The organism is Limnohabitans sp. Rim28 (assembly GCF_000293865.2).
Lineage (GTDB): Bacteria > Pseudomonadota > Gammaproteobacteria > Burkholderiales > Burkholderiaceae_C > Limnohabitans_A.
In genome coordinates this window covers 14943-38552 of sequence record NZ_ALKN02000005.1, presented here as the reverse complement: position 1 = coordinate 38552, position 23610 = coordinate 14943, and the positions used below count along the sequence as shown (strand labels likewise).

The 23610-nt window shown below is 60.6% G+C and carries 25 protein-coding genes; 15 read left to right on the top strand and 10 right to left on the bottom strand.

The features are described 5' to 3' along the window. Window positions 1-90: 90 nt before the first annotated feature. On the bottom strand, window positions 91-1047 hold the full coding sequence (locus B472_RS07025) for a porin (protein WP_019426500.1): 957 nt from the start codon (window positions 1045-1047) through the stop codon (window positions 91-93). A 350-nt stretch (window positions 1048-1397) separates the two neighbouring features. Here B472_RS07025 and coq7 point away from each other — a divergent pair, with 350 nt between their 5' ends. Then, on the top strand, window positions 1398-2021 hold the full coding sequence (coq7, locus tag B472_RS07020) for a 2-polyprenyl-3-methyl-6-methoxy-1,4-benzoquinone monooxygenase (RefSeq protein WP_019426499.1): 624 nt from the start codon (window positions 1398-1400) through the stop codon (window positions 2019-2021). A gap of 7 nt (window positions 2022-2028) precedes the next feature. On the opposite strand, the gene B472_RS07015 is transcribed toward coq7, so the two are convergent. Continuing rightward, entirely contained in the window at window positions 2029-2481 is a 453-nt protein-coding gene (locus B472_RS07015) for an OsmC family protein (RefSeq protein ID WP_026039453.1), read from the bottom strand. Between the two features lie 334 nt (window positions 2482-2815). Between B472_RS07015 and ilvA the strand changes: the two genes are divergently transcribed. Next, window positions 2816-4360: a threonine ammonia-lyase, biosynthetic gene (ilvA, locus tag B472_RS07010; protein ID WP_026039452.1), complete on the top strand. Its 1545-nt coding sequence runs from the start codon at window positions 2816-2818 to the stop codon at window positions 4358-4360. Between the two features lie 16 nt (window positions 4361-4376). Here the strand turns inward: ilvA and B472_RS07005 are convergent, their stop codons facing one another. After that, window positions 4377-4847: a type II secretion system protein N gene (locus B472_RS07005; protein WP_019426496.1), complete on the bottom strand. Its 471-nt coding sequence runs from the start codon at window positions 4845-4847 to the stop codon at window positions 4377-4379. A gap of 21 nt (window positions 4848-4868) precedes the next feature. On the opposite strand from B472_RS07005, the gene gspG reads away from it, so the two are divergent. From gspG to B472_RS06940, 13 genes are read left to right on the top strand one after another with little or no spacing between them, the layout of a single operon-like run. Further along, window positions 4869-5318, top strand: a complete 450-nt coding sequence (gspG, locus tag B472_RS07000; RefSeq protein WP_050995438.1) for a type II secretion system major pseudopilin GspG — start codon at window positions 4869-4871, stop codon at window positions 5316-5318. Further along, on the top strand, window positions 5293-5775 hold the full coding sequence (locus tag B472_RS06995) for a Tfp pilus assembly protein FimT/FimU (protein ID WP_019426494.1): 483 nt from the start codon (window positions 5293-5295) through the stop codon (window positions 5773-5775). The genes gspG and B472_RS06995 overlap by 26 nt, the downstream gene beginning before the upstream one ends. Next, window positions 5772-6146, top strand: coding sequence for a type II secretion system minor pseudopilin GspI (gspI, locus tag B472_RS06990; RefSeq protein WP_019426493.1), 375 nt, complete (start codon window positions 5772-5774; stop codon window positions 6144-6146). The genes B472_RS06995 and gspI overlap by 4 nt, the downstream gene beginning before the upstream one ends. After that, window positions 6143-6880, top strand: a complete 738-nt coding sequence (locus B472_RS06985; protein ID WP_019426492.1) for a type II secretion system protein J — start codon at window positions 6143-6145, stop codon at window positions 6878-6880. Before gspI ends, B472_RS06985 begins: the two co-directional genes overlap by 4 nt. Further along, entirely contained in the window at window positions 6877-7893 is a 1017-nt protein-coding gene (gene gspK / locus B472_RS06980) for a type II secretion system minor pseudopilin GspK (protein WP_019426491.1), read from the top strand. The genes B472_RS06985 and gspK overlap by 4 nt, the downstream gene beginning before the upstream one ends. Before the next feature lie 7 nt (window positions 7894-7900). Next, complete coding sequence (gene gspL, locus B472_RS06975) at window positions 7901-9154, top strand: type II secretion system protein GspL (RefSeq protein ID WP_019426490.1); 1254 nt, start codon at window positions 7901-7903, stop codon at window positions 9152-9154. Then, window positions 9151-9672 carry a type II secretion system protein GspM gene (gene gspM, locus B472_RS06970; protein WP_019426489.1) on the top strand — a complete coding sequence of 174 codons (522 nt, stop codon included), beginning with the start codon at window positions 9151-9153 and terminating at the stop codon, window positions 9670-9672. The genes gspL and gspM overlap by 4 nt, the downstream gene beginning before the upstream one ends. A gap of 5 nt (window positions 9673-9677) precedes the next feature. Further along, on the top strand, window positions 9678-10517 hold the full coding sequence (gene gspN, locus B472_RS06965) for a type II secretion system protein N (RefSeq protein WP_019426488.1): 840 nt from the start codon (window positions 9678-9680) through the stop codon (window positions 10515-10517). Between the two features lie 59 nt (window positions 10518-10576). After that, the gene (gspD, locus tag B472_RS06960; RefSeq protein WP_116798620.1) at window positions 10577-12697 is read left to right on the top strand and encodes a type II secretion system secretin GspD; all 2121 of its coding nucleotides are present in this window, start codon (window positions 10577-10579) and stop codon (window positions 12695-12697) included. Window positions 12698-12712: 15 nt separating this feature from the next. Further along, window positions 12713-14119, top strand: a complete 1407-nt coding sequence (locus B472_RS06955) for a GspE/PulE family protein (RefSeq protein ID WP_019426486.1) — start codon at window positions 12713-12715, stop codon at window positions 14117-14119. A gap of 6 nt (window positions 14120-14125) precedes the next feature. Next, on the top strand, window positions 14126-14953 hold the full coding sequence (locus B472_RS06950; protein WP_081504941.1) for a MipA/OmpV family protein: 828 nt from the start codon (window positions 14126-14128) through the stop codon (window positions 14951-14953). Window positions 14954-14963: 10 nt separating this feature from the next. Further along, complete coding sequence (gspF, locus tag B472_RS06945; RefSeq protein WP_019426484.1) at window positions 14964-16202, top strand: type II secretion system inner membrane protein GspF; 1239 nt, start codon at window positions 14964-14966, stop codon at window positions 16200-16202. A gap of 36 nt (window positions 16203-16238) precedes the next feature. Then, entirely contained in the window at window positions 16239-17138 is a 900-nt protein-coding gene (locus tag B472_RS06940) for a 5'-nucleotidase (protein WP_019426483.1), read from the top strand. Here B472_RS06940 and B472_RS06935 read toward each other — a convergent pair whose 3' ends face one another. The 7 genes from B472_RS06935 to tyrS all read right to left on the bottom strand — a co-directional run bounded on the left by B472_RS06935 (window position 17139) and on the right by tyrS (window position 23496). Continuing rightward, the gene (locus B472_RS06935) at window positions 17139-17768 is read right to left on the bottom strand and encodes a DUF3299 domain-containing protein (protein WP_157951962.1); all 630 of its coding nucleotides are present in this window, start codon (window positions 17766-17768) and stop codon (window positions 17139-17141) included. Between the two features lie 19 nt (window positions 17769-17787). Then, the gene (locus B472_RS06930; protein ID WP_019426481.1) at window positions 17788-19101 is read right to left on the bottom strand and encodes an ABC transporter permease; all 1314 of its coding nucleotides are present in this window, start codon (window positions 19099-19101) and stop codon (window positions 17788-17790) included. Beyond that, complete coding sequence (locus B472_RS06925; RefSeq protein WP_019426480.1) at window positions 19098-19787, bottom strand: ATP-binding cassette domain-containing protein; 690 nt, start codon at window positions 19785-19787, stop codon at window positions 19098-19100. The genes B472_RS06930 and B472_RS06925 overlap by 4 nt, the downstream gene beginning before the upstream one ends. A gap of 48 nt (window positions 19788-19835) precedes the next feature. Further along, complete coding sequence (locus B472_RS06920; protein WP_019426479.1) at window positions 19836-20774, bottom strand: DMT family transporter; 939 nt, start codon at window positions 20772-20774, stop codon at window positions 19836-19838. 73 nt (window positions 20775-20847) lie between these two features. Continuing rightward, window positions 20848-21291, bottom strand: a complete 444-nt coding sequence (gene dtd, locus B472_RS06915; RefSeq protein ID WP_019426478.1) for a D-aminoacyl-tRNA deacylase — start codon at window positions 21289-21291, stop codon at window positions 20848-20850. Further along, window positions 21288-22214 carry a cation diffusion facilitator family transporter gene (locus tag B472_RS06910; protein ID WP_019426477.1) on the bottom strand — a complete coding sequence of 309 codons (927 nt, stop codon included), beginning with the start codon at window positions 22212-22214 and terminating at the stop codon, window positions 21288-21290. The genes dtd and B472_RS06910 overlap by 4 nt, the downstream gene beginning before the upstream one ends. A gap of 49 nt (window positions 22215-22263) precedes the next feature. Then, window positions 22264-23496: a tyrosine--tRNA ligase gene (gene tyrS, locus B472_RS06905; protein ID WP_019426476.1), complete on the bottom strand. Its 1233-nt coding sequence runs from the start codon at window positions 23494-23496 to the stop codon at window positions 22264-22266. Between the last annotated feature and the right edge of the window lie 114 nt (window positions 23497-23610).

Below are 23610 nucleotides of genomic sequence, written 5' to 3'. Positions count from 1 at the left end.
ACTGGCCGGATTGGCCACAAAAAAACCCACCGTGTTCCCACGGTGGGTTTTTTGTTGTCTAAACCTCAGCTGGCTTGCGCCAGCGTCAGATTAGAAAGTGTGGCGTGCGCGAACGACGAAGCCGTTGCTGCCACCGACTTGGTCTTGCTTGAACACGTCAGCGCCCAAGGTGGTGCGCTTGCTCAAGGAATAGTTCACGCCAACAGCTGTACGGCCGTCGAGGTTAGAAGCTTTTTTCTTGTCTTGAGTCATACCGGCCAAGATGGTGTAGGCACCCATTGGAACGGTCAAGCCGAGACCTGTGATGTCAGCGGTTGTCGCGCCAGCAGCGTCTTCAGTCTTGGCGTTGAACACAGAAACGTTGGCCACACCGAAGTTGTAGCTGGCGCCGATGGAAGTGCCTTGAGCTTTTGCGTCGGTGATTGCGGTGGCATCAGTTGCACCGATGTTGACGCTGCCCTTGCTTTGCAGGAACTGAGCAGTCATGGGGCCTGCAGCGTATGTCACGTTCAAAACATTGCGCTCATTGGCACGAGCAGACACGGATGTGTTGTAGCCGACGCTGAAGCCGCTGATGGTAGGAGATTGGTAGCTAACGGCGTTAGCGATTGTTTGAGCAGCGATCAAGCCACCCGTTGTGTTGCCAGCGCTCAAGCCAGCGCCACCTGTACAGGCCCATGGATCGTAGGCGCAGTTAGAAGCCTCAATGATCTTACCCATGCGAACGGTACCGAAGCCACCGCCGACATACACGTTGGCACCGTGGAACAGTGCTGCACCTGTACCAGCAGAGGCGCGGTCACCAGTTGCTGGGTTGAAACGCATTTGGCTGTCAAAACCAGCGCGCATGCCACCGCCCAAGTCTTCCAAGGTCACGATGTTGATGGCGTTAGCACCGCCACCCATACGGGAGACAGTTGGCTGAGCACCAGCAGCGCCGCTGTCCAAGACACCGACGTTGATCGTGCCGGAAATGGTGACCGAAGATTGTGCGAAAGCAGCGCCGGAAACTGCCAGAACAGCCAGAGCAATCAGAGTTTTTTTCATTGCAAATTTCTCCAAGGTTAATAAAGGGCCTAGATCAGATGGGTGACTATCACCCTTCGAGACCCTGAGCCAACCTCCAATTCAGGAAGTTGTGTGTATTCCACCAGACGTAAATGACTTCGCCAAGACATATGCGAAAGATTAGCTGTTTTTGTTGTTGGCATGCAACATACCATGGTACTAACCCTCGAACCACCCCTGTGAAAAGCAATTTTCCCCAATAAATTCAATAACTTCCATCTATTTTTGAATTGAAAGTCTCAAAACGGACAAAAGCAATTCACCAGTTCGCACAGCGATCATGGACCCTGCAGCTGACGGCCTGACGGCCAGGTGAGTAAACTTTGAGCATGATGAATGCTTTGATACTGGCCACAGACAGCGCCTTGCGCACCCTTTTTGCCGAGCCTCGTGCCAGTCGCCCCAATCCTGCCGCCCGAGTGGCCGATTTGGAACTGAGCGACGCTGAACGCCGCCAGTCAGGCGCACTGATGCGCATCAACCACGTGGGTGAGGTGTGCGCCCAAGCGCTTTACACCGGTCAAGCCCTGGCTTGCAAGAGCCCGGCGCTGCGGGCCCAATTGGCCGAAGCCAGCCGCGAAGAGACAGACCACTTGGCTTGGACCCAACAGCGCCTGAAGGACCTGCATGACCGCCCTTCTTGGCTCAATCCGATTTGGTATGCGGGGGCTTTTGCCATTGGGTTTGCCGCTGGCAAGCTGGGGGGCGACCAAGTGAGTTTGGGCTTTGTGGTCGAAACCGAGCGGCAGGTCGAAGCGCATTTGCAAAGCCACATGGATTTGCTGCCAGCGTCCGATTTGGCATCTCGCGCCATTGTGTCGGCCATGAAAGCCGACGAGCTTGCCCACGCCCAAATGGCGCAACAAGCGGGTGCCGTGGAGCTGCCTGCCCCGGTCAAATCACTCATGCAAGCCGCGGCCAAGGTGATGACCACGGTGGCGCACCGGATTTAAAAGGTTTTTAAGCGGCCTCCACCACCTCAAAACTGGTGGTGATCTCGGCAGTTTTGCCGATCATGATGCTGGCCGAGCAGTATTTGTCGTGGCTCATGGCGATGGCGCGCTCGACGGCACTGGCAGGCACGCCTTTGGCCGTGACTGTGAAATGCATGTTGATGCGGGTGAATACTTTGGGGTCGACCTCGGCGCGTTCGCTGCTGAGCTTGACGCTGCAGCCGCGCACATCGTGGCGTCCGCGCTTCAAGATCAGCACCACGTCATAGGCGGTGCAACCGCCCGTGCCAGCCAAAAGCATTTCCATGGGACGGGGGGCAAGATTTTGGCCACCGTTTTCAGGCTTGGCCGCGTCTGGTGCACCGTCCATGGCGACCATGTGGCCTGAGCCAGTTTCGGCCAAAAAGCCCATCCCCGAGCGCGTGCCGGCAGCGCCGGTCCAGGTGACTGTGCATTCCATGAATTTTTCCTCCAATGATTGCGGCGAGTCTTGCCGAAGGCTGGTCAGGATGTTACCCAAACCGGTCAAAGCCCAGCGTGGCATGTGATCTTGCGCAAACCGCGGCTCAAAAAACCCACATTTTTTATCTTCTGAGGGCTATTTCTGCTGCATTGCAACAATTCACGCCTACAATTGCGAACAAGCGTGCTTTTTTAGCCCGCACCGGTTGTCTCCTCCACCCTCTGAAAAGGTGGATTTGCCCCAAGTCGCAAGACTTGGGGCATTTTTTTGGCCGTTATCATCAAACCATTCTTTTGAGCGATGCAGTATGCCCGACATCGCACCGAACATGATGACCCCCAAACTCCAACCCGCCGACTACCTGATCAAGATCCTCAACGCCAAGGTGTATGACGTGGCGACCGAGTCCGCCTTGGAAACGGCCAAAAACCTGTCCAAGCGCTTGGGTAACCAGGTGCTTTTGAAGCGCGAAGACCAGCAGCCGGTGTTCAGCTTCAAGCTGCGCGGGGCTTACAACAAGATGGCCCACCTGAGCCCTGAGCAGCTCAAAAAGGGGGTGATCTGCGCCTCGGCAGGCAACCATGCACAAGGCGTAGCCTTGAGTGCCAGCAAGCTGGGCACCCGCGCCATCATCGTCATGCCCACCACCACACCGCAGGTCAAGATCGATGCGGTCAAAGGCTTGGGCGGTGAGGTTGTTTTGTTTGGGGACAGTTACTCCGACGCCTACAACCATTCGCTGGCCTTGCAAAAAAAGCAGGGCCTGACCTTTGTGCACCCCTTTGACGACCCGGACGTGATCGCGGGCCAAGGCACGATTGCCATGGAAATGCTGCGCCAGCACCAAGGGCCACTGGATGCGGTGTTTGTGGCCATAGGCGGTGGCGGATTGGTTGCTGGCGTGGCCAACTACATCAAGGCGGTGCGCCCGGGGGTCAAGGTGATTGGCGTGCAGATGAACGACTCTGACGCGATGATGCAATCGGTGGCGGCCCAAAAACGCGTGACGCTGCCCGATGTGGGCCTGTTCTCGGACGGCACGGCCGTGAAACTGGTGGGCGAAGAGACCTTCCGCGTGGCCAGCAATTTGGTGGACGAGTACATGACGGTGGACACCGATGCGGTGTGCGCGGCCATCAAGGATGTGTTTGTGGACACCCGCTCGATCGTGGAGCCGGCGGGCGCACTGGCCGTGGCCGCCATCAAACAGTATGTGGCGGCACATAAATGCAAGGGCCAGACCTTTGCGGCCATTTTGTGCGGCGCGAACATGAACTTTGACCGTCTGCGCTTCGTGGCCGAACGCGCCGACGTGGGTGAAGAAAAAGAGGCCTTGTTTGCCGTGACCATTCCTGAAGAGCGTGGCAGCTTCAAGCGCTTTTTAGAGCTGATCGGCAGCTTGCCGGGCGGACCGCGCAATGTGACCGAGTTCAACTACCGCATGAGCGACTCGGACAAAGCCCATGTGTTTTTGGGCCTGAGTACCCACGGCAAGGGCGAGAGCACCAAGATCACGGCCAAATTCAACAAACAACTTTTCAAAGCGATTGACCTGACGCACGACGAGTTGGCCAAGGAGCACATACGCCACATGGTGGGTGGGCATTCAGCCTTGTCACAAGATGAGCGTCTGTTGCGCTTTGAGTTCCCCGAGCGGCCCGGCGCACTGTTCAAGTTCTTGAGCCTGATGCGGCCGGGCTGGAACATCAGCCTGTTTCATTACCGCAACCAAGGTGCCGACTACGGCCGCATTTTGGTGGGCCTGCAAGTGCCCGCCAAAGACGACAAAGCCTTTGACAAGTTCTTGCAAACCCTGGGTTATCCGTATGCAGAAGAAACGGACAACCCGGTTTATCGGCTGTTTTTGCGCGCTTGATGCACCTGCAAGAGTGTCAAGGCGCCTTGCCTTGACCCTGCAGCGCCAACGAGAAACCGCCAACGCCAGAGCCAGTGGGCCCCACATTGGCTTGCTTGGCGCTCAGGCTGATCAATGTCAGCCCCTCGGTCAATGTTTGCCCCACGCGAAACGCTTTGGGTGGCTGCCCATCCACCGAGATCAAGGCACTGCCTTGGCCTGATGCGCTCGCGATGACGCCCAACAGTTGAAAGCGCGAGGACAAAGCCACACTCACTTCAGGCTGGGCCGACTGAACGCCCCATGCCCGAGCGGTCTTGACATCGGCCTCGGCCATCGAACCCGAGCCGTCCTTTGGGACTGACGCGGCCAAGCTGTGAAGAGGCGCTGAATCCAGGGGGAATTTCAACACCCAGAAAACGAGTCCGGCCGCAGCAAGGCACCAGATCAGCGCGGTCATGGTGTTCGTTCTCAGCACACGGGCGGGCATGTTATTGATTTGAAACATAGGCAGATTATGATTCACGACATGCAAACCCCTGCCCCCTCAAACCAACGCCCCGCTCACCACCGCCAACGCGGCTTCACCTTGATCGAGTTGATGGTCGTTTTGGCCATCATTGGCGTGCTGGCCGCGCTGATCGTGCCCAACGTATTGGGGCGCGCCGACGATGCACGCATCACCGCCGCCCGCACCGATGTGGGCAATTTGATGCAAGCGCTCAAACTCTACAAATTAGACAACCAACGCTTTCCGACGCCCGAACAAGGCTTGCGGGCCTTGGTCTTGCGGCCCACCACAGCGCCCGTGCCCACCAACTGGAAACCCTATTTGGACAAACTGCCCAACGACCCTTGGGGCCGGCCTTACCAATACATGAACCCTGGCATCCGCAGCGAGGTCGAGATCTTGTCCTTTGGCGCTGACGGTCAGGCCGGCGGCGAAGGCAACAATGCGGACATTGGCAGCTGGCAGTAAACACCACCCCGCCCCAGCCCGGGGCTTCACCCTGATGGAGCTGTTGGTGGTGGTGGCCTTGATCGCGGTGGCCACGGCAGGGGTCAGCCTGTCGCTGCGCGACAGCGCCGAAAGTGGTTTAGAGCGAGATGCAGAAAGGTTGGCCGCCTTGCTGGAAACTGGCCGCGCCCAAGCCCGCGCCCAAGGCGTTCCCGTGGTTTGGCTCACCTCCAATGCGGGCATCGATTTCGAATTTGCTGGCTTGCCGCCACCGGGCTTGCCCCGCACATGGTTGAACACCACCACACGCGCCGTGTCCGGTATGCGGGTCATTTTGGGGCCAGAACCCTTGATCGAGCCGCAGGCTTTGGCCTTATCAAGCACCAACGCACCGGGTAAAAACCTGTGGGTGGTGACCGATGGCTTGCGGCCGTTCAGGGTGCAAAGTTCACCCGATGGGACGGGCTCCAGGCCATGAGAGCGCCTCGATCGGCCCCATCCTTGCGTGGCTTCACCTTGATCGAGGTGCTGGTTGCTTTGGGCATCACGGCGGTGGCGCTGATGGCCGGCTTACAGGCAACGGGTTCACTCAGCCGGAACGCGGAACGGCAAATTGTGAGCATGCTGGGGCAGATTTGCGCTGAGAATGAATTGATTGCCCTGCGCTTGCGCCGCCAATTGCCCGACACGGGCAACCAAAGCGTGGACTGCAACCAAGCCGGGCGTTTGTTGCAGGTTGAAGTATCGGTTCGACCCACCCCCAATCCGAATTTCAGGCGGGTCGATGCGCGTGTATTGGAGCAAGGCAGCTATGTGTTGCAACTGTCCACCGTGATGGGGCGGCAATGATCAAAAACAGCGCCAAGCACATGGTTCAAGGTTTCACCCTGATTGAGGTCTTGGTGGCGATCAGCGTGATGGCTTTGATGAGCCTGATGGTGTGGCGCGGCCTGGACGGCATGCTGCGCACACAAAGCAGCCTGCAAACCAGAGCCGACGAAGTGCGCACATTGCAGGCTGGCCTGGCCCAGTGGCAAACCGATCATGACCAATTGGCTGAGTTGCCCGGCACCCCCAGCTGGGACTGGGATGGCCGTGTGTTGCGCCTGACGCGTCGCAGTGCCGAACAACCCGCGACCAACCACATCAACGCGCCCGGGGCCAGCATTCGGGTGGTGGCCTGGACTTGGCGCACCGACCCGGGTCGTCCGGGCGGCGGCGATTGGCTGCGCTGGCAATCCGACCCCTTGAGCCAACGGCAAGACTGGCAAAGCGCCTGGAACCTGGCCCAGCAATGGGGCCAGACGCCCAATGACGACATGCGGGCAGGTCAGGTGCAGATTCACCCCTTGTCGGGATGGCAGCTCTTTGTGCACCGCGGTGGCAGCTGGGCCAACCCTTTGTCCAGCGATGTGGTCAGCACCAACCCCACACAAGCTGGCGCTCCGCTTGCAGGCAAGATACCGGACCCCAACACACCTGACGGGGTGAGGCTGGTGCTCAGCTTGCCACCAGGCCCGGCTGGCACGGGCACGCTCAGCATGGACTGGGTACGACCCACCCTGTCTGGAGCGGCTTCATGAGCCGCCCTGCAGCGCAAGGCGGCGCAGCCTTGTTGACCGCCATGCTGGCCGTGGCACTGGTGACCACTTTGGCCAGTGCGGCCTTGTGGCAACAGTGGCGGCAAGTTGAGATCGAGACCGCCGAGCGCGGGCGCAGTCAAACCAGCCTGATGATGACCGGGGCCTTGGATTGGACCCGACTGATTTTGCGCGAAGACGCGGTATCGGCCCAAGGCGCGCAAGCCGACCATTTGGGTGAACCCTGGGCATTGCCCGTACAGGAGTCCAAGCTTTCAAGCTTTTTGTCGCAAGACCAACAATGGCGCGACGGCGATGCCGAAGTGTTTTTATCGGGGCAGATCACCGACGCCCAATCGCGCATGAATGTGATGAACCTGCTGGACAACGGCCACGTCTCACCCAAGGCATTTGCACGATTTGCCGCACTGTTTGAGCGCTTGAACCTGCCCTTGGCCGAGCTGCAAACCTTGGCGCAACAACTTCAACGCAGCCAACAAAGCATCTCGTCCAATTCAGCAGGCAATGCAGCGACCGGCGTTTCTGTTTCAGCAACTGTCTCCGCTCCCGTCACTTGGGCAGGGCCATTGATGCCGCAGCAAACCGCCCAACTGGTTTGGCTGGGCTTGAGCCCCACCAGCCTAGCGGCCTTGCAGCCCCATATCACGGTGCTGCCCGAGGCCACACCCGTGAACCTGAATACAGCTTCGGCCGAAGTACTGTCGGCTGCCATAGCCGGGCTCGATTTGGCATCGGCGCGCCAAATGGTGCAACAACGCCAGCGCGCTCACTGGACGAGCCTGACGGCCGTTCAGCAGGCCCTGGGGCCATCCGCTCGCCTGCTGGACGAACAGCAGCACAGCGTGCGCAGCCGCTATTTTGAGGTGCACGGCCGCATGCGCATTGACAACGTGGTGCACCAAGAACTCGCCTTGGTGCGGCGCGAGGGCAACCAAGTGCGAATGCTCTGGCGCATCCAAAGTCCCATGAAGCGTCACAGCGCCCCTCTACAATGATTCGGACATGCGCACCCTGATCGTCCAACTGCCCACCGACTTGCCGCACCCTGCATTGGCTTACCCCTATGCCATGGTGGGGGCCGAGCCCATGGTGCAGCCGCTGACACTGCAATGGGCCGCCTGCGCCTTGTTGCCCCAACCCGCTGCACCCGCAGAAACCGTGGCCATGGTGCCGGCAACAGCACTGTCTTGGCATCGGGTTGAGTTGCCCACGGGTTTGCACAAACAGCCCGCACGCTGGCAAGCTGCCCTCCAGGGCGTGCTGGAAGAACGCTTGCTGGATGACCCCAGCCATTTGCACTTGGCCTTGCAACCCGATTGGCACAACACCGCACGCCCTTGGGTGGCGGTGTGCGATCGCACATGGCTGAGCGCCCACTTACAAGCGCTGGAACAAGCGGGTATTCAGGTGCATCGCATCGTGCCCGAATTGAACCCTCCTGCAGAAACAGCGCCTGCACGCATCACCGCTTTGGGCGATGCCGACAGTGGATGGCTTTGGGTGAGCCATGCCGAACGCGGCGTCTGGGGGCAAGCTTTCAATGCAGGCACGGCCCATCTGCCGGCTCTGGGTCTGAGCGACGAAGCGTGTCAACTGGCCTTTGTTCAGGCCGAACCTGGCGTGGTGCAGGTGGCCAGCGAATGGACGAAAACCTCTGCTCGACTCATGGCCCCGGGTCAACATTGGCTGGATGCCATCGGCTCGGATTGGGATTTGGCCCAGTTTGAACTGCGCGCCAACGCGCAGACCCGGCGATTCAAAAAGCTGCAACGCAGTCTGGACAACCTGTGGCGCAGCCCCTCTTGGCGTCCGGTACGTTGGGGTTTGGTCTGTCTTCTGAGCGCCCAGTTGATTGGGCTCAATGCTTGGGCCTGGAAAACACGTGCCGACTGGCAAGACCAACAACAGCGCTGGGGCCAAATCTTGCGCGAAACGTTTCCAGACACCCAAGTGGTGGTCGATGCGCCTTTGCAAATGGCCCAGCAAGTCGAACGTCTGCGTCAAGGCGTAGGCCAACTGGGTGCGGCAGACTTGGAATCCATGCTGAATGCCTTAGGCGGCGCATTGCCCACCGACCTGGCAGCGCCTCGGCAATGGACTTACCAAACGGGTCAATTGCGCTTGCAAGACTTCAAACCTTCAGCAGCCCAGCAGCAAGGCCTGGTTCAAAACCTGAGCGCTCAAGGCTACCTGTGGCGTGCCGATGGCGATGACTGGCTGATGCGTGTGAACACGGCAGCGGAGGTCAAACCGTGAGCGCGCTCAAACCATGGCAAGCGGCACAGGAAAGTGCCTCAAATGCTTGGCGCCAAGCTTGGGACGCTCGCAGTCCGCGCGAACAAACACTGCTTCGCACATGTTTTCTGGTGCTGGCACTGGCCGTTTTGTGGCAATGGGCTTTGGCGCCCGCTTGGCGCACTTGGCAAGAAGCACCTGCCCGCCAAGCCGCACTCGACAGCCAGACCCAACGCATGCTGCAGTGGCAAGCGCAGGTGCAAGGTTTGCAAAAACCTTCGGCGGTCTCGCGCACGGAAGCCACCCAATGGTTAGAGAAAAACCTGTCCGAGCTGGGGCCCCATGCCAAACTCAGCCTATCGGGTGACAACGTCACCCTGCGCGTTGAAGCGGCTCCAGCCCTGGCCATGGCCCGCTGGTTGAGCCTGGCGCGTGACCACGCCCAAACATTGCCTCTACAGGCACACATGCAACAAGTCACCAACCCTTCCCCCAGCGAAGTGCTGTGGCAAGGCACTTTGGTGCTGAGATTGCCGTGAGCACGATGCCCAGCCACCTGCGCCCTTCGCCCCCACGCGGCTCAAGCCACCCCGCGGCCATGGGTGTGCGACCTGCTTGGCGCCATGCGGTATGGGGAGCGCTGCTGGGCACAAGCATGGCCATGGTGGTTTGGGCGCCTGCACGCTGGTTGGCCTGGGGGGTGTACGAGATCAGTCAAGGTCAAGTGCAATGGCTCAATCCCCATGGCACGGTCTGGCAAGGCTCGGCCCAATTGCGCCTGAGTGGGGGCGAGGGTAGCCGTGACCCACAGGCCTTGACAGGCCGTTTCCATTGGACGCTGGCCCCCACCCTGAATGGTGTGCGTTGGGGCTGGCAAGCCGATTGCTGCATGGCCCAAGCGGCCAACGTGCAATTGAGCCTGGGTTGGGGCACGCAACAGTTGCGCGTCAGCGACCACGCCTCGGTGTGGCCTGCGGCCTTGCTGACCGGATTGGGCGCGCCTTGGAACACCCTGCAAACCGAAGGCCAGTTGCAGCTGAACACCCGCTCAGTGCAGCTGCTTTGGGCGCAAGGCCGCATGCAAATGCAAGGTCAATTGGAATTGAACCTGCAAAACATGTCTTCGCGCCTGAGCCCCATCAAACCCATGGGCAGTTACCGCATCCAACTGTCGGGCACACCCGAGGGCACGGCCACCCCCAGCGTGCAGCTGAGTACCTTGCAAGGGCCCTTGATGCTGTCGGGCCAAGGCCAATGGGTGGGCCAACGCCTGCGCTTTACCGGCGAAGCCAGCGCACAAGAGGGCCATGAGTCCGCTTTCGATAACCTGTTGAACATTCTGGGCCGCCGTCAAGGCGTGCGCAGCCTGCTTTCTTTGGGATGAAACAGTTTCATCCAAAAACCATGCGCCAAGCCATGCACACCACGACCCCCCATCCTCCCATGCCTTCCATTCAATGCCCTCTATTTTTGTCAAAGCTGGTGCACTGGAGGCACTCGGTGGTGGTCTTGGCCTGCATGACGGCCATGGCTTTGAGCGCACCAACGGTCCTGGCACAAGTCTCTCGCAAAGAGCCTGTGACCCTCAACTTTGTCAACGCAGAAATCGAGGCGGTGGCCCGCACGCTGGCGACCTTGTCGGGTGCCAATGTGGTGGTGGACCCGCGGGTCAAAGGCACGATGTCGCTGTCCAGCACCGTGCCGGTGCCACCCGCCCAAGCTTTGCGTTTGTTTGCGGCGCAACTGCGCACTCAGGGTTTTGCACTGGTTGAATCCGCAGGGCTTTACACCGTGCTGCCCGAAGCCGAAGCCAAGCTGCAAAGCAGCACCGTGACTGCTGGGGCTGTACCTGTCAAAAGCGGGCAGGTCGTGACGCAAATTTTTCAGCTTAACCACGAAAACGCCAACAACCTGGTGCCTGTGCTGCGCCCCCTGATCAGCCCCAACAACACCATCAACGTGAACCCAGGCACCAACGCCTTGGTGATCACCGATTACGGCGACAACTTGCAAAGACTGGGCCGCATCATCGCGGCGCTCGACGTGGCCAACGCGACAGGGGTCGAGGTGATCCGCCTTCAGCACGGCATCGCAGCTGAGTTGGCGCCCATGGTGCAGCGCCTGATCGATTCGGGCGCCGCCGCCGGTGCAGGGGCACCTGCAGCCCAAGGCCAAACCGACACGGCTTTCAGAACCACGGTGTTGCCCGAGGTGCGCACCAACTCGCTGATCATCCGCGCCGCCAACCCTGCCCGCTTGTCGCTGGTGCGCAGCTTGGTGGTGCAACTGGATCAACCGAGCGCCACCGGCGCGCGTGCAGCCAGTGGCAACATCCATGTGGTGTACCTCAAGAACGCCGATGCCACCAAACTGGCAGCGACATTGAGGGCAGCCGTCACCGCACAAGGCAACACGGCTTTGCCCGGTAACACCAACAGCAGCTTGCCGATCACCTCGCCTGCGCCTTCAAGCAGCACGCTGGGCCAAAGCAACGCAACCCCGCAGGCTTCAACCGGTGGCCAGATCCAGGCCGACCCGGCCACCAACTCGCTGATCATCACCGCACCAGAGCCACAGTACCGCCAATTGCGTGCCGTGATTGACATGCTGGACCAGCGCCGTGCGCAGGTGTTTGTCGAGAGTTTGATTGCCGAGGTCAGCGCTGACAAAGCGGCCCAATTTGGGGTGCAATGGATGAGTGGCACGGGAACCGGCAGCAACACCGTCGGTCTTTTGGGCACCAACTTTGGAACAGGCAACACGAACCTGCTGAACATCGCCGCAGGTGCAGCCGCAGGAACGCTGGTTGCACCCACTGGACTTAATTTGGCGGTCGGTCAACAACGCAATGGCGTCTTGGCCCTGGGCGCTGTCGCGCGTTTCTTGCAGACCGACGGCAACAGCAATGTGTTATCGACACCCAATTTGCTGACCTTGGACAACGAAGAGGCCAAAATTGTGATCGGCCAAAACGTGCCTTTCATCACCGGTTCTTTTGCCAGTGCCGCACCCGGCTCAACCAACCCGTTCACGACCGTGGAGCGCAGAGATGTCGGTCTGACGCTGCGGGTGAAACCTCAAATCAGCGAAAACGGCACCGTGAAAATGCAGATCTACCAAGAGGTCAGCAGTGTCGATCAAAACTCCACCAACTCGCCAACGGGCTTGATCACCAACAAACGGTCCATCGAGTCGCATGTGCTAGTCGAAGATGGCGCCATCGTGGTGCTGGGTGGCTTGCTGCAAGACGACACCAGCAACAACCAAGAACGAGTGCCCGGGCTGGGCAACATGCCGTTTTTTGGCAACCTCTTCAAATCCGAAGCCAGGCGCCGCAATAAAACCAACCTGATGGTGTTTTTGCGACCGGTGGTGGTGCGCGATGGCGCAGCCACAGAGGCTTTGTCCAGAGGGCGTTACGAGCAAATGCGCATCAACCAACAAGGCTTTCAACCTGAGGCCACCAGCACGCTGCCCATCAGCGGCTCTGCGGTGCTGCCCGCCCTGAACCCTGAATCACAGCCAGCGACGCCGCCATCGGCCCCGTCCGCTTCACGGCCTTGAGTGCCCAACTGCGCCATGACTTACCCTTTGCCCTATTCGTTTGCGCGAACCCACCAGCTCCTGCTGGAGGATGACGGCCAAAGGCTGTGCCTGAGCCTGTCCGACGCCAGTGACCGCTCGGCCTTGTCGGAAGTGACGCGCAAGTTTGCGGGCCAAGGCTTGAAAGTGCAAGCTTGCACGCCTGCCGAATTGACACAGCGCATTCACCAAGCCTATTCGGGGGGGCAAGCCCACGGGGCGTCCATGGCGGCAGCCGTGGTCAATGAAGTCGAAGCCGAGGCCGACCTGTCGCGCATGATGCAAGAGTTGCCGGCCGTAGAGGACCTGCTGGAGGCCAGCGACGACGCGCCCATCGTCCGCATGCTCAACGCCTTGTTGACCCAAGCGGCCCGCGATGGCGCCAGCGACATCCACATCGAACCCTACGAACGCCACTCGAGTGTGCGCTTTCGCATAGACGGCACGTTGCGTGAAGTTGTACAACCGAACAGGGCGCTGCATGCCGCATTGATTTCGCGCCTGAAAATCATGGCCGAACTCGACATCGCAGAAAAACGTTTACCGCAAGACGGTCGCATCAGCCTTCGCCTGGGTTCAAGGGCGGTGGATGTGCGCGTCTCAACCCTGCCCAGCGCCCACGGCGAACGCGCGGTCCTGCGCTTGCTGGACAAGAGCGAGGCGCGTTTGACCCTGGAGGCGGTGGGCATGCAAGGGCGTGTGCTGGCGCAAATTGACCAACTGATTGCCCAGCCGCACGGCATCTTGCTGGTCACGGGCCCCACCGGTTCGGGCAAAACCACCAGCCTGTATGCGGCACTGCAGCGGCTGGACGCCACGCGCAACAACATCATGACCGTGGAAGACCCGATCGAGTATGAGCTGCCCGGTGTGGGTCAAACGCAGGTCAACAACAAAATCGACCTGAGCTTTGCCAAAGCGCTGCGGGCCATCTTGCGGCAAGACCCGGATGTGATCATGATCGGTGAGATCCGCGACCACGAGACCGCGCAAATCGCGATCCAGGCTTCGCTCACGGGTCACCTGGTGCTGGCCACACTGCACACCAACGATGCCGCCAGCGCGGTGAACCGCTTGATCGACATGGGCGTGGAGCCGTTTTTGCTCAGCTCATCGCTCTTGGGCGTGCTGGCCCAGCGCTTGGTGCGAAAACGCTGTCAAGCTTGCGAGGGCGCTGGCTGCGATGCGTGCGGTCAAACCGGCTATGCCGGCCGCACAGGCGTGTTCGAGTTGCTGGTGGCCAGCGAAGAAATCCGCGCGCAAATTCACAACCGGTCGGCCGAAGCCGAGTTGCGCACCACAGCGCTATCGCAAGGCATGGTGTTGATGCGTGAAGACGGTCAACGCCTGGTCGATGCAGGCGTGACCAGCGCAGAAGAACTGTTGCGCGTCACGCGCGACTGACGCGCCATGCCTGGTGTTCGCGCTTTTCGAATGCCCCCATTTTTGTGGATTTTGGGTGTTGGATGCCTGCTGGTTGGGATGGTCCCCACCCGCGTGGGCGCCAAACCCAATGCGGTCGAATCTGCGCCCACAGACACGCCAACATCCCCTTGGCTGTACACCCTGGGCGTCAAAGTTCAAAGCCATGATGTGGCGGGTACCGGCACCTCCGCGGTTTTGCGACCCATACTGGGTTTGCGTTACGGGCGTTGGCGCCTCGGTCACCCCACGGGCACCGAATGGCTGAATTTCAGCGGCTACCGCAAAGAGTCCAATCTGGCCTACCAACTGCGCGACGATGACCGGCTGAAGGTCGGGTTGTCTTTGCGGGTGCAGAACCTCCAGGACAACAGCTCTTTTGATGGGTTTTCATCGGGCCAAAATACTTTGCGCGGTCGTCTGAGCGTGAACTACAGGCTGAACCCGCGCTGGTCGCTGGGCAGCGACCTCACGCAAGACCTGATGAACCGAGGCGATGGCACCACCGTGTCGGTGGGCGCTTCTTATGGCTTGCCTTTGAACGATCGCAGCACGCTCAGCCTGAGTGCGGGCTTGAATTGGGCCACCGCTGACCATTGGGCCACCCAGTGGCGCAATGCCCCCACACCCACAGAGCCGTGGCAAGCCGGACTCGGCTCGCTGGGCGTCGGCATGAGTTACCGCTACGCCCTGACACCCCAATGGGCTTGGTTTGGTACGCTGGGCACATCCCGCCCATTGGGGCAGGTGCAAACCATCAACCCCCACAATCTCAACTGGCAGGGCCAGATGGGCTTGCTTTACTTCAGCCGTTGAGATTTGTCCCATGCCCGCCTACCGTTTTGAAGCCCTGCAAGCCGATGGTGCCCTGCGCAAAGGCACGCTGGAGGCCGACAGCCTGAAAACCGCGCGCAGCCAATTGCGCGCACAGTCGCTGGTGCCGCTGTTGGTCGAGGCGATTGCATCGGGCGCTGCAACCGAGGCCAGCCATGCCCTGCCCTGGTGGCAACGCCCCATTGGCGGTGGCCGCGCCTTCAGCACCAGCCAACGCGCGGTGTGGACACGCCAACTGGCCGGCCTGGTGAGCAGTGGCCTGCCCGTTGAACGCGCTTTGGCCGCCCTGACCGAAGAGGGTGAAGACGACAAACAGCGCCACCTGATGGCGGCCATCCGCGCCGAAGTCAATGCAGGCAGCACTTTGGGCCGTGCTTTGGCGCAATACCCGCAAGAATTTCCTGCAATTGACCGCGCCGTGATCGCCGCCGGGGAGCAAAGCGGTCATTTGGGCGATGTACTCAACCAACTGGCCAACGACCTGGAAGACCAGCAACTGCTGCGCTCCAAGCTGTTATCGGCCTCGCTCTACCCGGCCATCGTGAGCTTGGTGGCACTGGCGATTGTGATTTTTTTGGTCACCTCGGTGGTGCCGCAAGTGGCCGGGGTGTTTGCCGGCACCAAACGCCAACTGCCTGGCCTGACGGTGGCCATGCTGGCCATCAGCGACTTGGTGCGCACTTGGGGTTGGCTCATGCTGTTGTTGCTGGCAGCGGGTGTGTTTGCATGTCGCGTGGCCCTGCGCCAGCAAGCCCTGCGTTTGCGTTTTGACGCGGCCTGGCTGCGCTTGCCGGTGATTGGCCGCTTGGCCCGGGGTTACAACAGCGCCCGGTTCGCCTCGACGCTGGCCATGCTGACGGCTGCAGGCGTGCCCATCCTCAAGGCCTTGCAGTCGGCGGCCGACACGCTGTCCAACCAAGCCCTGCGGGCAGATGCCCTGGAAGCGCTGGTGCGGGTGCGCGAAGGCGCGCCTCTGGGCACAGCGCTGGCGCAAAACGCACGCTTTCCAGGCTTGCTGTCGATGTTTGCACGCTTGGGCGAGCAAACCGGACAACTGCCCGTGATGCTGCAGCGGGCCGCACAGCAACTGTCCAGCGAAGTGCAGCGCCGCGCCATGGCGCTGGCCACCGTGCTCGAGCCCCTGTTGATCGTGGCCATGGGCGGCATGGTCATGCTGATCGTGCTGGCGGTGCTCATGCCCATCATGCAGCTGAACCAGTGGGTCAAGTGAGCGATGATGTCGACCTGTCTGATCCCGGAGTGAACCATGCCCGCAAGCCTTGAAGGCCAACTCGTCGTCGCCATTTCTTCCCGCGCCTTGTTTGACTTTGAAGAAGAGAACAGGCTGTTTGAACAAGGCGACGACCGGGCTTACATGAAGCTGCAACTGGATCGCCTAGAGGCACCCGCCAAACCCGGCGTGGCCTTTTCATTGGTGCGCAAACTGCTGGCCTTCAACGATGCCGAAGCGCAACGGGTCGAGGTGGTGATCCTGTCACGCAACGACCCGGTCTCCGGCATGCGGGTATTTCGCTCGGCGCAGCATTACGGTCTGCCCATTCAGCGCGGCAGCTTCACCCGCGGGCAGCCGCCGTGGCGGTACCTCAAGCCACTCAATGCCAACTTGTTTTTGTCCACCCATTTGTCGGACGTGCGCGCGGCTTTGGGCGCAGGCGTGCCGGCTGCGCAGGTGTACCCGCACTCGGCCTTGGCGTCTGAGGCGCATCCGAACGAGGTGCGCATCGCCTTTGACGGTGATGCGGTGCTGTTCTCTGACGAGGCCGAGCGGGTGTTTCAGGCCCAAGGGCTGTCGGCTTTTCAGGCCCATGAGCGGGACAAGGCAGGGCAACCCCTTTTGGCGGGGCCTTTCAAGCCATTGCTGGCCGCCTTGCACCGTTTGCAGCAAGAGGGCACACCGGCCATGCGTGTGCGCACCGCCCTGGTCACCGCCCGCAGTGCCCCGGCGCACGAACGCGCCATCCGCACGCTGATGGACTGGAACATTGAAGTGGACGAGGCCATGTTTTTGGGTGGCTTGGCCAAGGGCGAATTTTTACGCGAATTCGAGCCTGACTTTTTCTTTGACGACCAGACGGGGCACATCGAATCGGCGGCCCGGCACGTGCCTTCGGGGCACGTCGTGTCGGGGGTTTCCAACCCCGACTGATCAGCGTTTTTTCTCGGTGTAAGGTGACACTTGCCGGGCTTCAATTCGGTAACCGGCCACCCCCATGTGGGAGTCGGTTTTGGTGGCACTCATAGGGCCGGTGACCCACACCACATCCATCAGGCGCAGCCGCTTGGCGGGTTTGTTGAGCACCACATGCACGATCTGGTTGGCCGGGGGCGGGGGTGAATGGATGCAGGCCCCAAAGTAAGGCACCAGCAAAAACTCTTTCATCCCCTCGGGCAGGTCTTCCAAGGGCACCACATAACCCGGCAAGCGCAGGTTTTGGCCCAGCACCAGCGGGTTGATGGGCGCGTTGTCCCACATCTTGCGCATTTTTTGCAGCGCCTCTTCGGCCTTGGGGTCGTTGTCTTTGAGCGCATCCAGGTTCAAGGCCTTGAGGTCTTTGAAAGGGTCCCAACCGGGCGGTATCAGCTGCTCCCAGCCAATGGTGCGCGCCTGACCTGGCAGGCTGGCGCCCGTGGGCGGGGCTTCGGCCGACAAGGCAGGTTGTATTTGCGGCACCAATTCACGGGCGGTTTCGCGCACGCTTTGGGCTTGAACCCAGCCGGGCAGCAAGCTCAAAAGACCTGCGCCCAAGATCTTGGCAGCTGTGCGGCGGTCGTTCATGCTGAAATTTGCTTTCATCTCAAACATGCGGTGACAAACCATCGGCCAAGGACAATCGGTAGGCCCGCCAAGCCGGCCCCAAACTGGCCAACAAGCCCGCCAAAAACACCGCCACCAGCAAAGCCCACTGCGTGTGCAAGGGCGCCGACATTTGCAAGCGAATGCCCAGCTCTTGCTGCATCCAGGGCGTGGCCAGCGCCATGCCCACTTGTGCCAATAAAACGCCCAGCAAGACCCCCGCACAGGTGACCCAAGCCCCTTCCAGGGTGAGCAAGCCCAGCACATGGCGCGGCCCCGCACCCACGGCACGCAGCACCGCGAGTTCTCGGCGTCGCTCATTCAGGCCCGCCAGCACCACCGCCATCAGCGAGACCACGCTGACCAAGGCCACCAAGGCAGACACGGCCAACAAGGCGTTCTCCCCCATGCCCAGCACAGCCCACAACTCACCCAGCGCCACGCCGGGCATCACGCCCATCAGGGCTTCGACTTCGTAAGCATTCACAAAGCGCTGCACGTTGAACACGGCCGCTCGGGTTTTGAGGCCCACCAAAGCGGCCGTCACAGCTTGGGGTTCCAAGTTGAATTTGCGCGCTTGGTCAGCGGGAATCTGACCGCCGGGCAGGGGTGCGCCCGCCACCCATTCGAGGTGCAAGGCCTCGAGCGCCTGCAGGCTGACATGGACTGTGCGGTCGACCGGCGTACCCGTCGGCGCCAAGATGCCGACCACCTTGAAGGGCTTGTCGTCATGGCTGGGGGATGCAGGGCTGGCGGGCGCATGGCTGTGGCCATGTGAATGACCATGGTCGTCCATGCCGTGACCGAGCGTGATGCTTTGACCCAAGGCATAGCCCATTTTGCGCGCCACCTCGGACCCGATCACCGCCTCGTACAAACCATCGAGCGTGCCCGCAAACACCGCGCCTTGCTGCAAGTTCAGGGGTTGTTTGTCGCCATAAGCAAAGTGCTGGAAGTACGCAGGCGTGGTGCCCAGCACCGGATAGCCCCGGTGCGAGTCGCCCAAACTCAAGGGCACGACCCACGAGACCGAGCGGTGCTGCGTCAACGCCCGAACACTGTCCATGGACATGCTTTGTGGCACGCTGCCGATGTGAAACACCGAAAACAGCATCAGCTGCACAGGGCTGCTGCGGGCGCCCACGATCAGGTCAACCCCGCTGACGGATTGCGAAAAACTGCTGCGAATGTCGTGCCGCAAACGCTCCAAGGTCCAGAGCAAGGCCGTGGCCAGCGCCAGCGACACCACCACCCAGACCAAGGTGCTTCGGCGGTTCCAGGCACTGTGCCGGGCGATGCTCAGCAAACTGTTCATGCCTTGGCCCCCGCTGTTTTCAAGTCGGGCAAGGACCACTGCAGGTCAAAACGCGCCGCTTGTTGCGGGTCATGGCTGACGCAGACCAAGGTGCTGCCCGCGTCCCGCGCGGCTTGCATGATCACGTCCATGAAATCCTGGCGCAAGGCGGCATCGAGTGCCGAGGTCGGTTCGTCGGCCAAGATCAATTCAGGTTGACCCATCAGGGCGCGGGCCGCAGCCACGCGTTGCTGCTGGCCCACCGACAAGGCATCGGCACGGCGCGTCCACAGCTCGGCAGGCAAGCCCATGCGCTCCAACCAGTTTTGGGCCGAGACCTCAGGGCCCCCTGCGCAGAGGCAACGCGCGTGTCGGCGCTGAGAAAAGCGGCAGGGCAAGGTCACGTTGTCGAGCACACTCAAATAGGGCAAGAGGTTGAATTGCTGAAACATCACGCCCACATGGTCGGCGCGAAAAGCGTCGCGCCGGCCAGAAGGCAAAGTCGCCCAGTCTTGCCCGAGCAATGACACGCGGCCCTGCTGCGGCAACAAAACACCCGCCAGCAAACCCAACAAGCTGCTCTTGCCGCAACCACTGGGGCCATGCAAAAACACAGTCTGGCCCTGCGCCAAGTGCAAACGGCCCAGCACCAAAGTGTCAGGCCCCCCACGTGTCCAGGCAAAGCGCATGGGTTCGATGTCGATCACGAAACTCCCCTTTTGTTGAGTCCGGGCCAATATACCCGCTCAGGGATTTCAGGCGGTTTTTCTCCGACCTTCCCTGCGGGCAATCCACACCGTGGCCCACAAAATGACAAAAGCGCCCAGCCATGTCGATTGACTGGGTATGTCACCAAACACCAACCAGCCCAGCACCGAAGCCCACACCAAATCTAAAAAGCGCAGCGACTGGGTGGCTGAAATGTCGGCCAGCGCAAAGGCCCGGGTCAGGCAGTAGTGGGCCAGCGTGCCCAGCACGCCTGTGGCTGCAAAAGCCAACCACTGCATGGGGGTCGGCATTTGCCAGTTGGGGATCGCCATGGGCAAACTGAGCACCGTCACCGTGAGGGCTTGCCAGAGCACGATGACACCGGGTTTTTCATAGCGGGTCAGCGCTTTGGTGATGAGAAAAGACGCGGCAAACACCGGCGCCGAAGCCAGCATGACCAGGTTGTACCAACCGCCATCGCCCGACATTTTGGGCAACACCACCACCAGCACCCCGCTGAAACCGATGATGGCTGCAATCCAACGGTCTTTGCGCATGGGTTCACCCAAAAACCAAGCGGCACCCAGCATGATGAAAATCGGCCCGGTGAAACCAATCGCGGTCATGTCGGCCAAGGATATTTTGGGCAAGGCTGTGAACCACAAAACCAAGCCCAGTGTGTGCACGCCACCACGCCAAAACTGCCCCGCCAGGTTCACGGGCATGTAAGCCCGCCAACCCTCGCGCCAAACCCAGGGCAGGATCACCAGCAAGCCAAACAGGTAACGCAAGAACTGCGATTGGTAAACGTCCAAATGCAGCGTCAGGTCGCGGGCAATGGTGTTGAGCAAGGAAAACAAGAAGCCGCCCAGCACCATCCAGACCATGCCACGCACCGCCACAGGCCAATTGGCAAATGTGCGCAAACCGCGTCGGTGGGCCAAGGTCCACTGGCGTCTGGGGTAAGTGGGTTTGCGCCGTTTCAAGCCCAAACCCAGGGGAAGGTGTGCATCACGCCCACATCTTAGGCCCGCAAGTCTGCAGTGGGGGTCGCTTGGGTTACGCCGTCATGCGCATCGGAATGGTCACCGGCCCATCGTTGACCAGCGCCACTTTCATGTCGGCTGCAAAGCGGCCGGTTTGTACCACTGGGTGGTCCTTTTGCGCTTGCGCCACAAAGTGTTCATACAGGCGCCGGCCATCCTCAGGCGCGGCCGCTTGGGTGAAGCTGGGCCGGTTGCCGCCGGCCACGTCTGCGGCCAAGGTGAACTGGCTCACCAGCAGCAAACCGCCAGCCACATCTTGCACGCTGCGGTTCATTTTTCCGGACTCGTCACCGAAGATGCGCAGCTTCAAGAGTTTGCTCAGCAGCTTGTCGGCCACGGCTTCGGTGTCGCCCTTTTCGGCGCACAACAACACCAACAAACCATGGCCGATCTGTCCGATCACCTCGCCATCTACGCGCACACTGGCTTCGCTCACCCTTTGCAACAAGGCCATCATTTCAAGTCCCTCGCATCGTCAAAATGCGCCTCCACATCGCTGGGCAACAGCTGGATGGTGGCCCGCAAACCAGGCACGGCGCTCATCAAAGCCTGCTCAACGCTGCCGCGCAAAGCGGCAGCGCGGCCCAAGGTCCAAGCCGAGGGCATGTGCATGTGCACGTCCACAAATCGCCGCTGGCCCGCTTTGCGGGTGTTCAGGTGGTCAAAGCGGATGATCTCGGTCTCGCCGCGCTGGTGCGCAAAGCTGCCCAGCACCGTGTTGACTTGGGTCAAAACTTCGGGCTCCAGCGCCTCGTCCATGAGGCCTTGCGACGATCGCCAAATCAGGTACCAGCCTTCTTTCAAGATGTTCAGGGCCACGCCAATGGCCACCACCGCATCCAGCCACAGCCAGCCACTGACGGTGACCAGGGCAATGCCCAACACCACACCGGCGGAAGTCCAAACATCGGTCACCAGATGCCGGGCGTCCGCCTCCAGCGCCATTGAGCGGTGTTGGCGGGCGGCCCGAAACATCAACCAAGCCAGCAAGCCGTTCAAGGCCGAGCTGCCCACCGACAAGGCCAGGCCCCAGCCGACTTGCGCGATGGGTTGAGGATCAAACAAGCGATGAACCGCCACCCAGATGATGCCCAGGGCGGCCACGATGATGAGGATGCCCTCGAAGCCAGAAGAAAAGTACTCGGCTTTGTGGTGGCCATAGGGGTGATCGTCGTCCGCGGGGCGGGCCGCAACCGTGACCATCATCAAGCCGAACACCGCACTGGCCAGATTGACCAGTGACTCCATGGCGTCCGACAGCAAGCCCACCGAGTCGGTGAGCCACCAAGCGCCGGTTTTGAGGGCGATGGTGATCAAAGCCACCACCACCGATGCCCACAGCATGCGCGTGGGGGTCATCCAACTGTCGATTTTTTTCATGCGACGAGGATAACGCGGCACCACCCGTTTGCCGTGCGCCAGACCGCCATCAGGACAACGTCACCTTGGCAAACTTGCGCTTGCCCACTTGCACCACGTAAGTGCCCGCTTCGAGCTTGAGCCCCTTGTCGCTCACCACGCTGGAGTCGACCCGCACACCGCCCCCATCGATCAGGCGGCCCGCTTCGGTCGTGGACGGGGCCAAGCCCGCCGACTTGAGCAAAGCCCCAATCCCCAGGGGTGCGCCCGACAGACTGACCTCGGCGATGTCGTCAGGCACGCCACCTTTGCTGCGGTTGATGAAGTCTTGCTCGGCCGCATCGGCCGCTGCGGCGCTGTGAAAACGGGCGGTGATCTCTTTGGCCAGCATGACCTTGGCGTCTTTGGGGTTACGCCCGCCTTCCACCTCTTTTTTGAGCACCTCGATCTCGGCCATCGATTGGAACGACAGCAAGGTGTACCAGCGCCACATCAGGGTGTCTGAGATGCTCAACACCTTGGCAAACATGTCATTGGGCGCTTCGGCGATGCCAATGTAGTTGTTTTTGGACTTGGACATCTTGTCCACGCCATCCAGGCCCTCCAGCAAAGGCATAGTCAAGATGCACTGCGGCTCTTGGCTGTACTCGGCCTGCAGGTGGCGGCCCATCAGCAGGTTGAACTTCTGGTCTGTACCGCCCAGCTCCAAATCGCTCTTGAGCGCCACCGAGTCGTAGCCCTGCATGAGCGGGTAGAGGAACTCGTGCACGCTGATGGGGGTACCCGCCTTGAATCGGTCATGGAAGTCGTTGCGCTCCATCATGCGCGCCACGGTGTACTTGGCGGCCAGCTGGATCATGCCCATGGAGCCCAATGGTAGCGACCACTCACTGTTGTAGCGAATCTCAGTTTTACTGGGGTCCAGCACCAAGCTGGCCTGTTTGTAATAGGTCTCGGCATTGAGCTTGATTTGCTCTGGCGTGAGCGGCGGGCGGGTGCTGTTGCGCCCGGACGGGTCGCCGATCAGGCTGGTGAAATCGCCAATCAAAAAGATGACTTGGTGGCCCAAGTCCTGCAGTTGGCGCATTTTGTTCAGCACCACGGTGTGGCCAATGTGGATGTCGGGTGCGGTCGGATCCAAACCCAATTTGATGCGCAAAGGCACGCCTGTGGCCTCAGATTTGGCCAGCTTTTGGAGCCAATCCTCCTTGGGAATCAGTTCTTCACAACCACGCAAGGTGACTTCCAGCGCATTTTGCGTCTTGTCAGTGACCGGAAATTTTGTAACAAGCGCTTGATTCATAAGGGTTTTTTCTGAAGTCAAATGGGTTTAGACCGGTACAATAGCCCGTTGTCTTGTGTTGCTCCATTTTAGGACGACCAGATTTTGACCCTCGCGCACCGGTTTGGCTTTGCC

Excerpts from the sequence above, each read along its gene's own strand:
- B472_RS07025 (WP_019426500.1), bottom strand. The coding sequence starts at position 1,047 with ATGAAAAAAACTCTGATTGCTCTGGCTGTTCTGGCAGTTTCCGGCGCT.
- coq7 (WP_019426499.1), top strand. The coding sequence starts at position 1,398 with ATGATGAATGCTTTGATACTGGCCACAGACAGCGCCTTGCGCACCCTT.
- B472_RS07015 (WP_026039453.1), bottom strand. The coding sequence starts at position 2,481 with ATGGAATGCACAGTCACCTGGACCGGCGCTGCCGGCACGCGCTCGGGG.
- ilvA (WP_026039452.1), top strand. The coding sequence starts at position 2,816 with ATGACCCCCAAACTCCAACCCGCCGACTACCTGATCAAGATCCTCAAC.
- B472_RS07005 (WP_019426496.1), bottom strand. The coding sequence starts at position 4,847 with ATGTTTCAAATCAATAACATGCCCGCCCGTGTGCTGAGAACGAACACC.
- gspG (WP_050995438.1), top strand. The coding sequence starts at position 4,869 with ATGCAAACCCCTGCCCCCTCAAACCAACGCCCCGCTCACCACCGCCAA.
- B472_RS06995 (WP_019426494.1), top strand. The coding sequence starts at position 5,293 with ATGCGGACATTGGCAGCTGGCAGTAAACACCACCCCGCCCCAGCCCGG.
- gspI (WP_019426493.1), top strand. The coding sequence starts at position 5,772 with ATGAGAGCGCCTCGATCGGCCCCATCCTTGCGTGGCTTCACCTTGATC.
- B472_RS06985 (WP_019426492.1), top strand. The coding sequence starts at position 6,143 with ATGATCAAAAACAGCGCCAAGCACATGGTTCAAGGTTTCACCCTGATT.
- gspK (WP_019426491.1), top strand. The coding sequence starts at position 6,877 with ATGAGCCGCCCTGCAGCGCAAGGCGGCGCAGCCTTGTTGACCGCCATG.
- gspL (WP_019426490.1), top strand. The coding sequence starts at position 7,901 with ATGCGCACCCTGATCGTCCAACTGCCCACCGACTTGCCGCACCCTGCA.
- gspN (WP_019426488.1), top strand. The coding sequence starts at position 9,678 with ATGCCCAGCCACCTGCGCCCTTCGCCCCCACGCGGCTCAAGCCACCCC.
- gspD (WP_116798620.1), top strand. The coding sequence starts at position 10,577 with ATGCCTTCCATTCAATGCCCTCTATTTTTGTCAAAGCTGGTGCACTGG.
- B472_RS06955 (WP_019426486.1), top strand. The coding sequence starts at position 12,713 with ATGACTTACCCTTTGCCCTATTCGTTTGCGCGAACCCACCAGCTCCTG.
- B472_RS06950 (WP_081504941.1), top strand. The coding sequence starts at position 14,126 with ATGCCTGGTGTTCGCGCTTTTCGAATGCCCCCATTTTTGTGGATTTTG.
- gspF (WP_019426484.1), top strand. The coding sequence starts at position 14,964 with ATGCCCGCCTACCGTTTTGAAGCCCTGCAAGCCGATGGTGCCCTGCGC.
- B472_RS06940 (WP_019426483.1), top strand. The coding sequence starts at position 16,239 with ATGCCCGCAAGCCTTGAAGGCCAACTCGTCGTCGCCATTTCTTCCCGC.
- B472_RS06935 (WP_157951962.1), bottom strand. The coding sequence starts at position 17,768 with ATGAACGACCGCCGCACAGCTGCCAAGATCTTGGGCGCAGGTCTTTTG.
- B472_RS06930 (WP_019426481.1), bottom strand. The coding sequence starts at position 19,101 with ATGAACAGTTTGCTGAGCATCGCCCGGCACAGTGCCTGGAACCGCCGA.
- dtd (WP_019426478.1), bottom strand. The coding sequence starts at position 21,291 with ATGATGGCCTTGTTGCAAAGGGTGAGCGAAGCCAGTGTGCGCGTAGAT.
- B472_RS06910 (WP_019426477.1), bottom strand. The coding sequence starts at position 22,214 with ATGAAAAAAATCGACAGTTGGATGACCCCCACGCGCATGCTGTGGGCA.
- tyrS (WP_019426476.1), bottom strand. The coding sequence starts at position 23,496 with ATGAATCAAGCGCTTGTTACAAAATTTCCGGTCACTGACAAGACGCAA.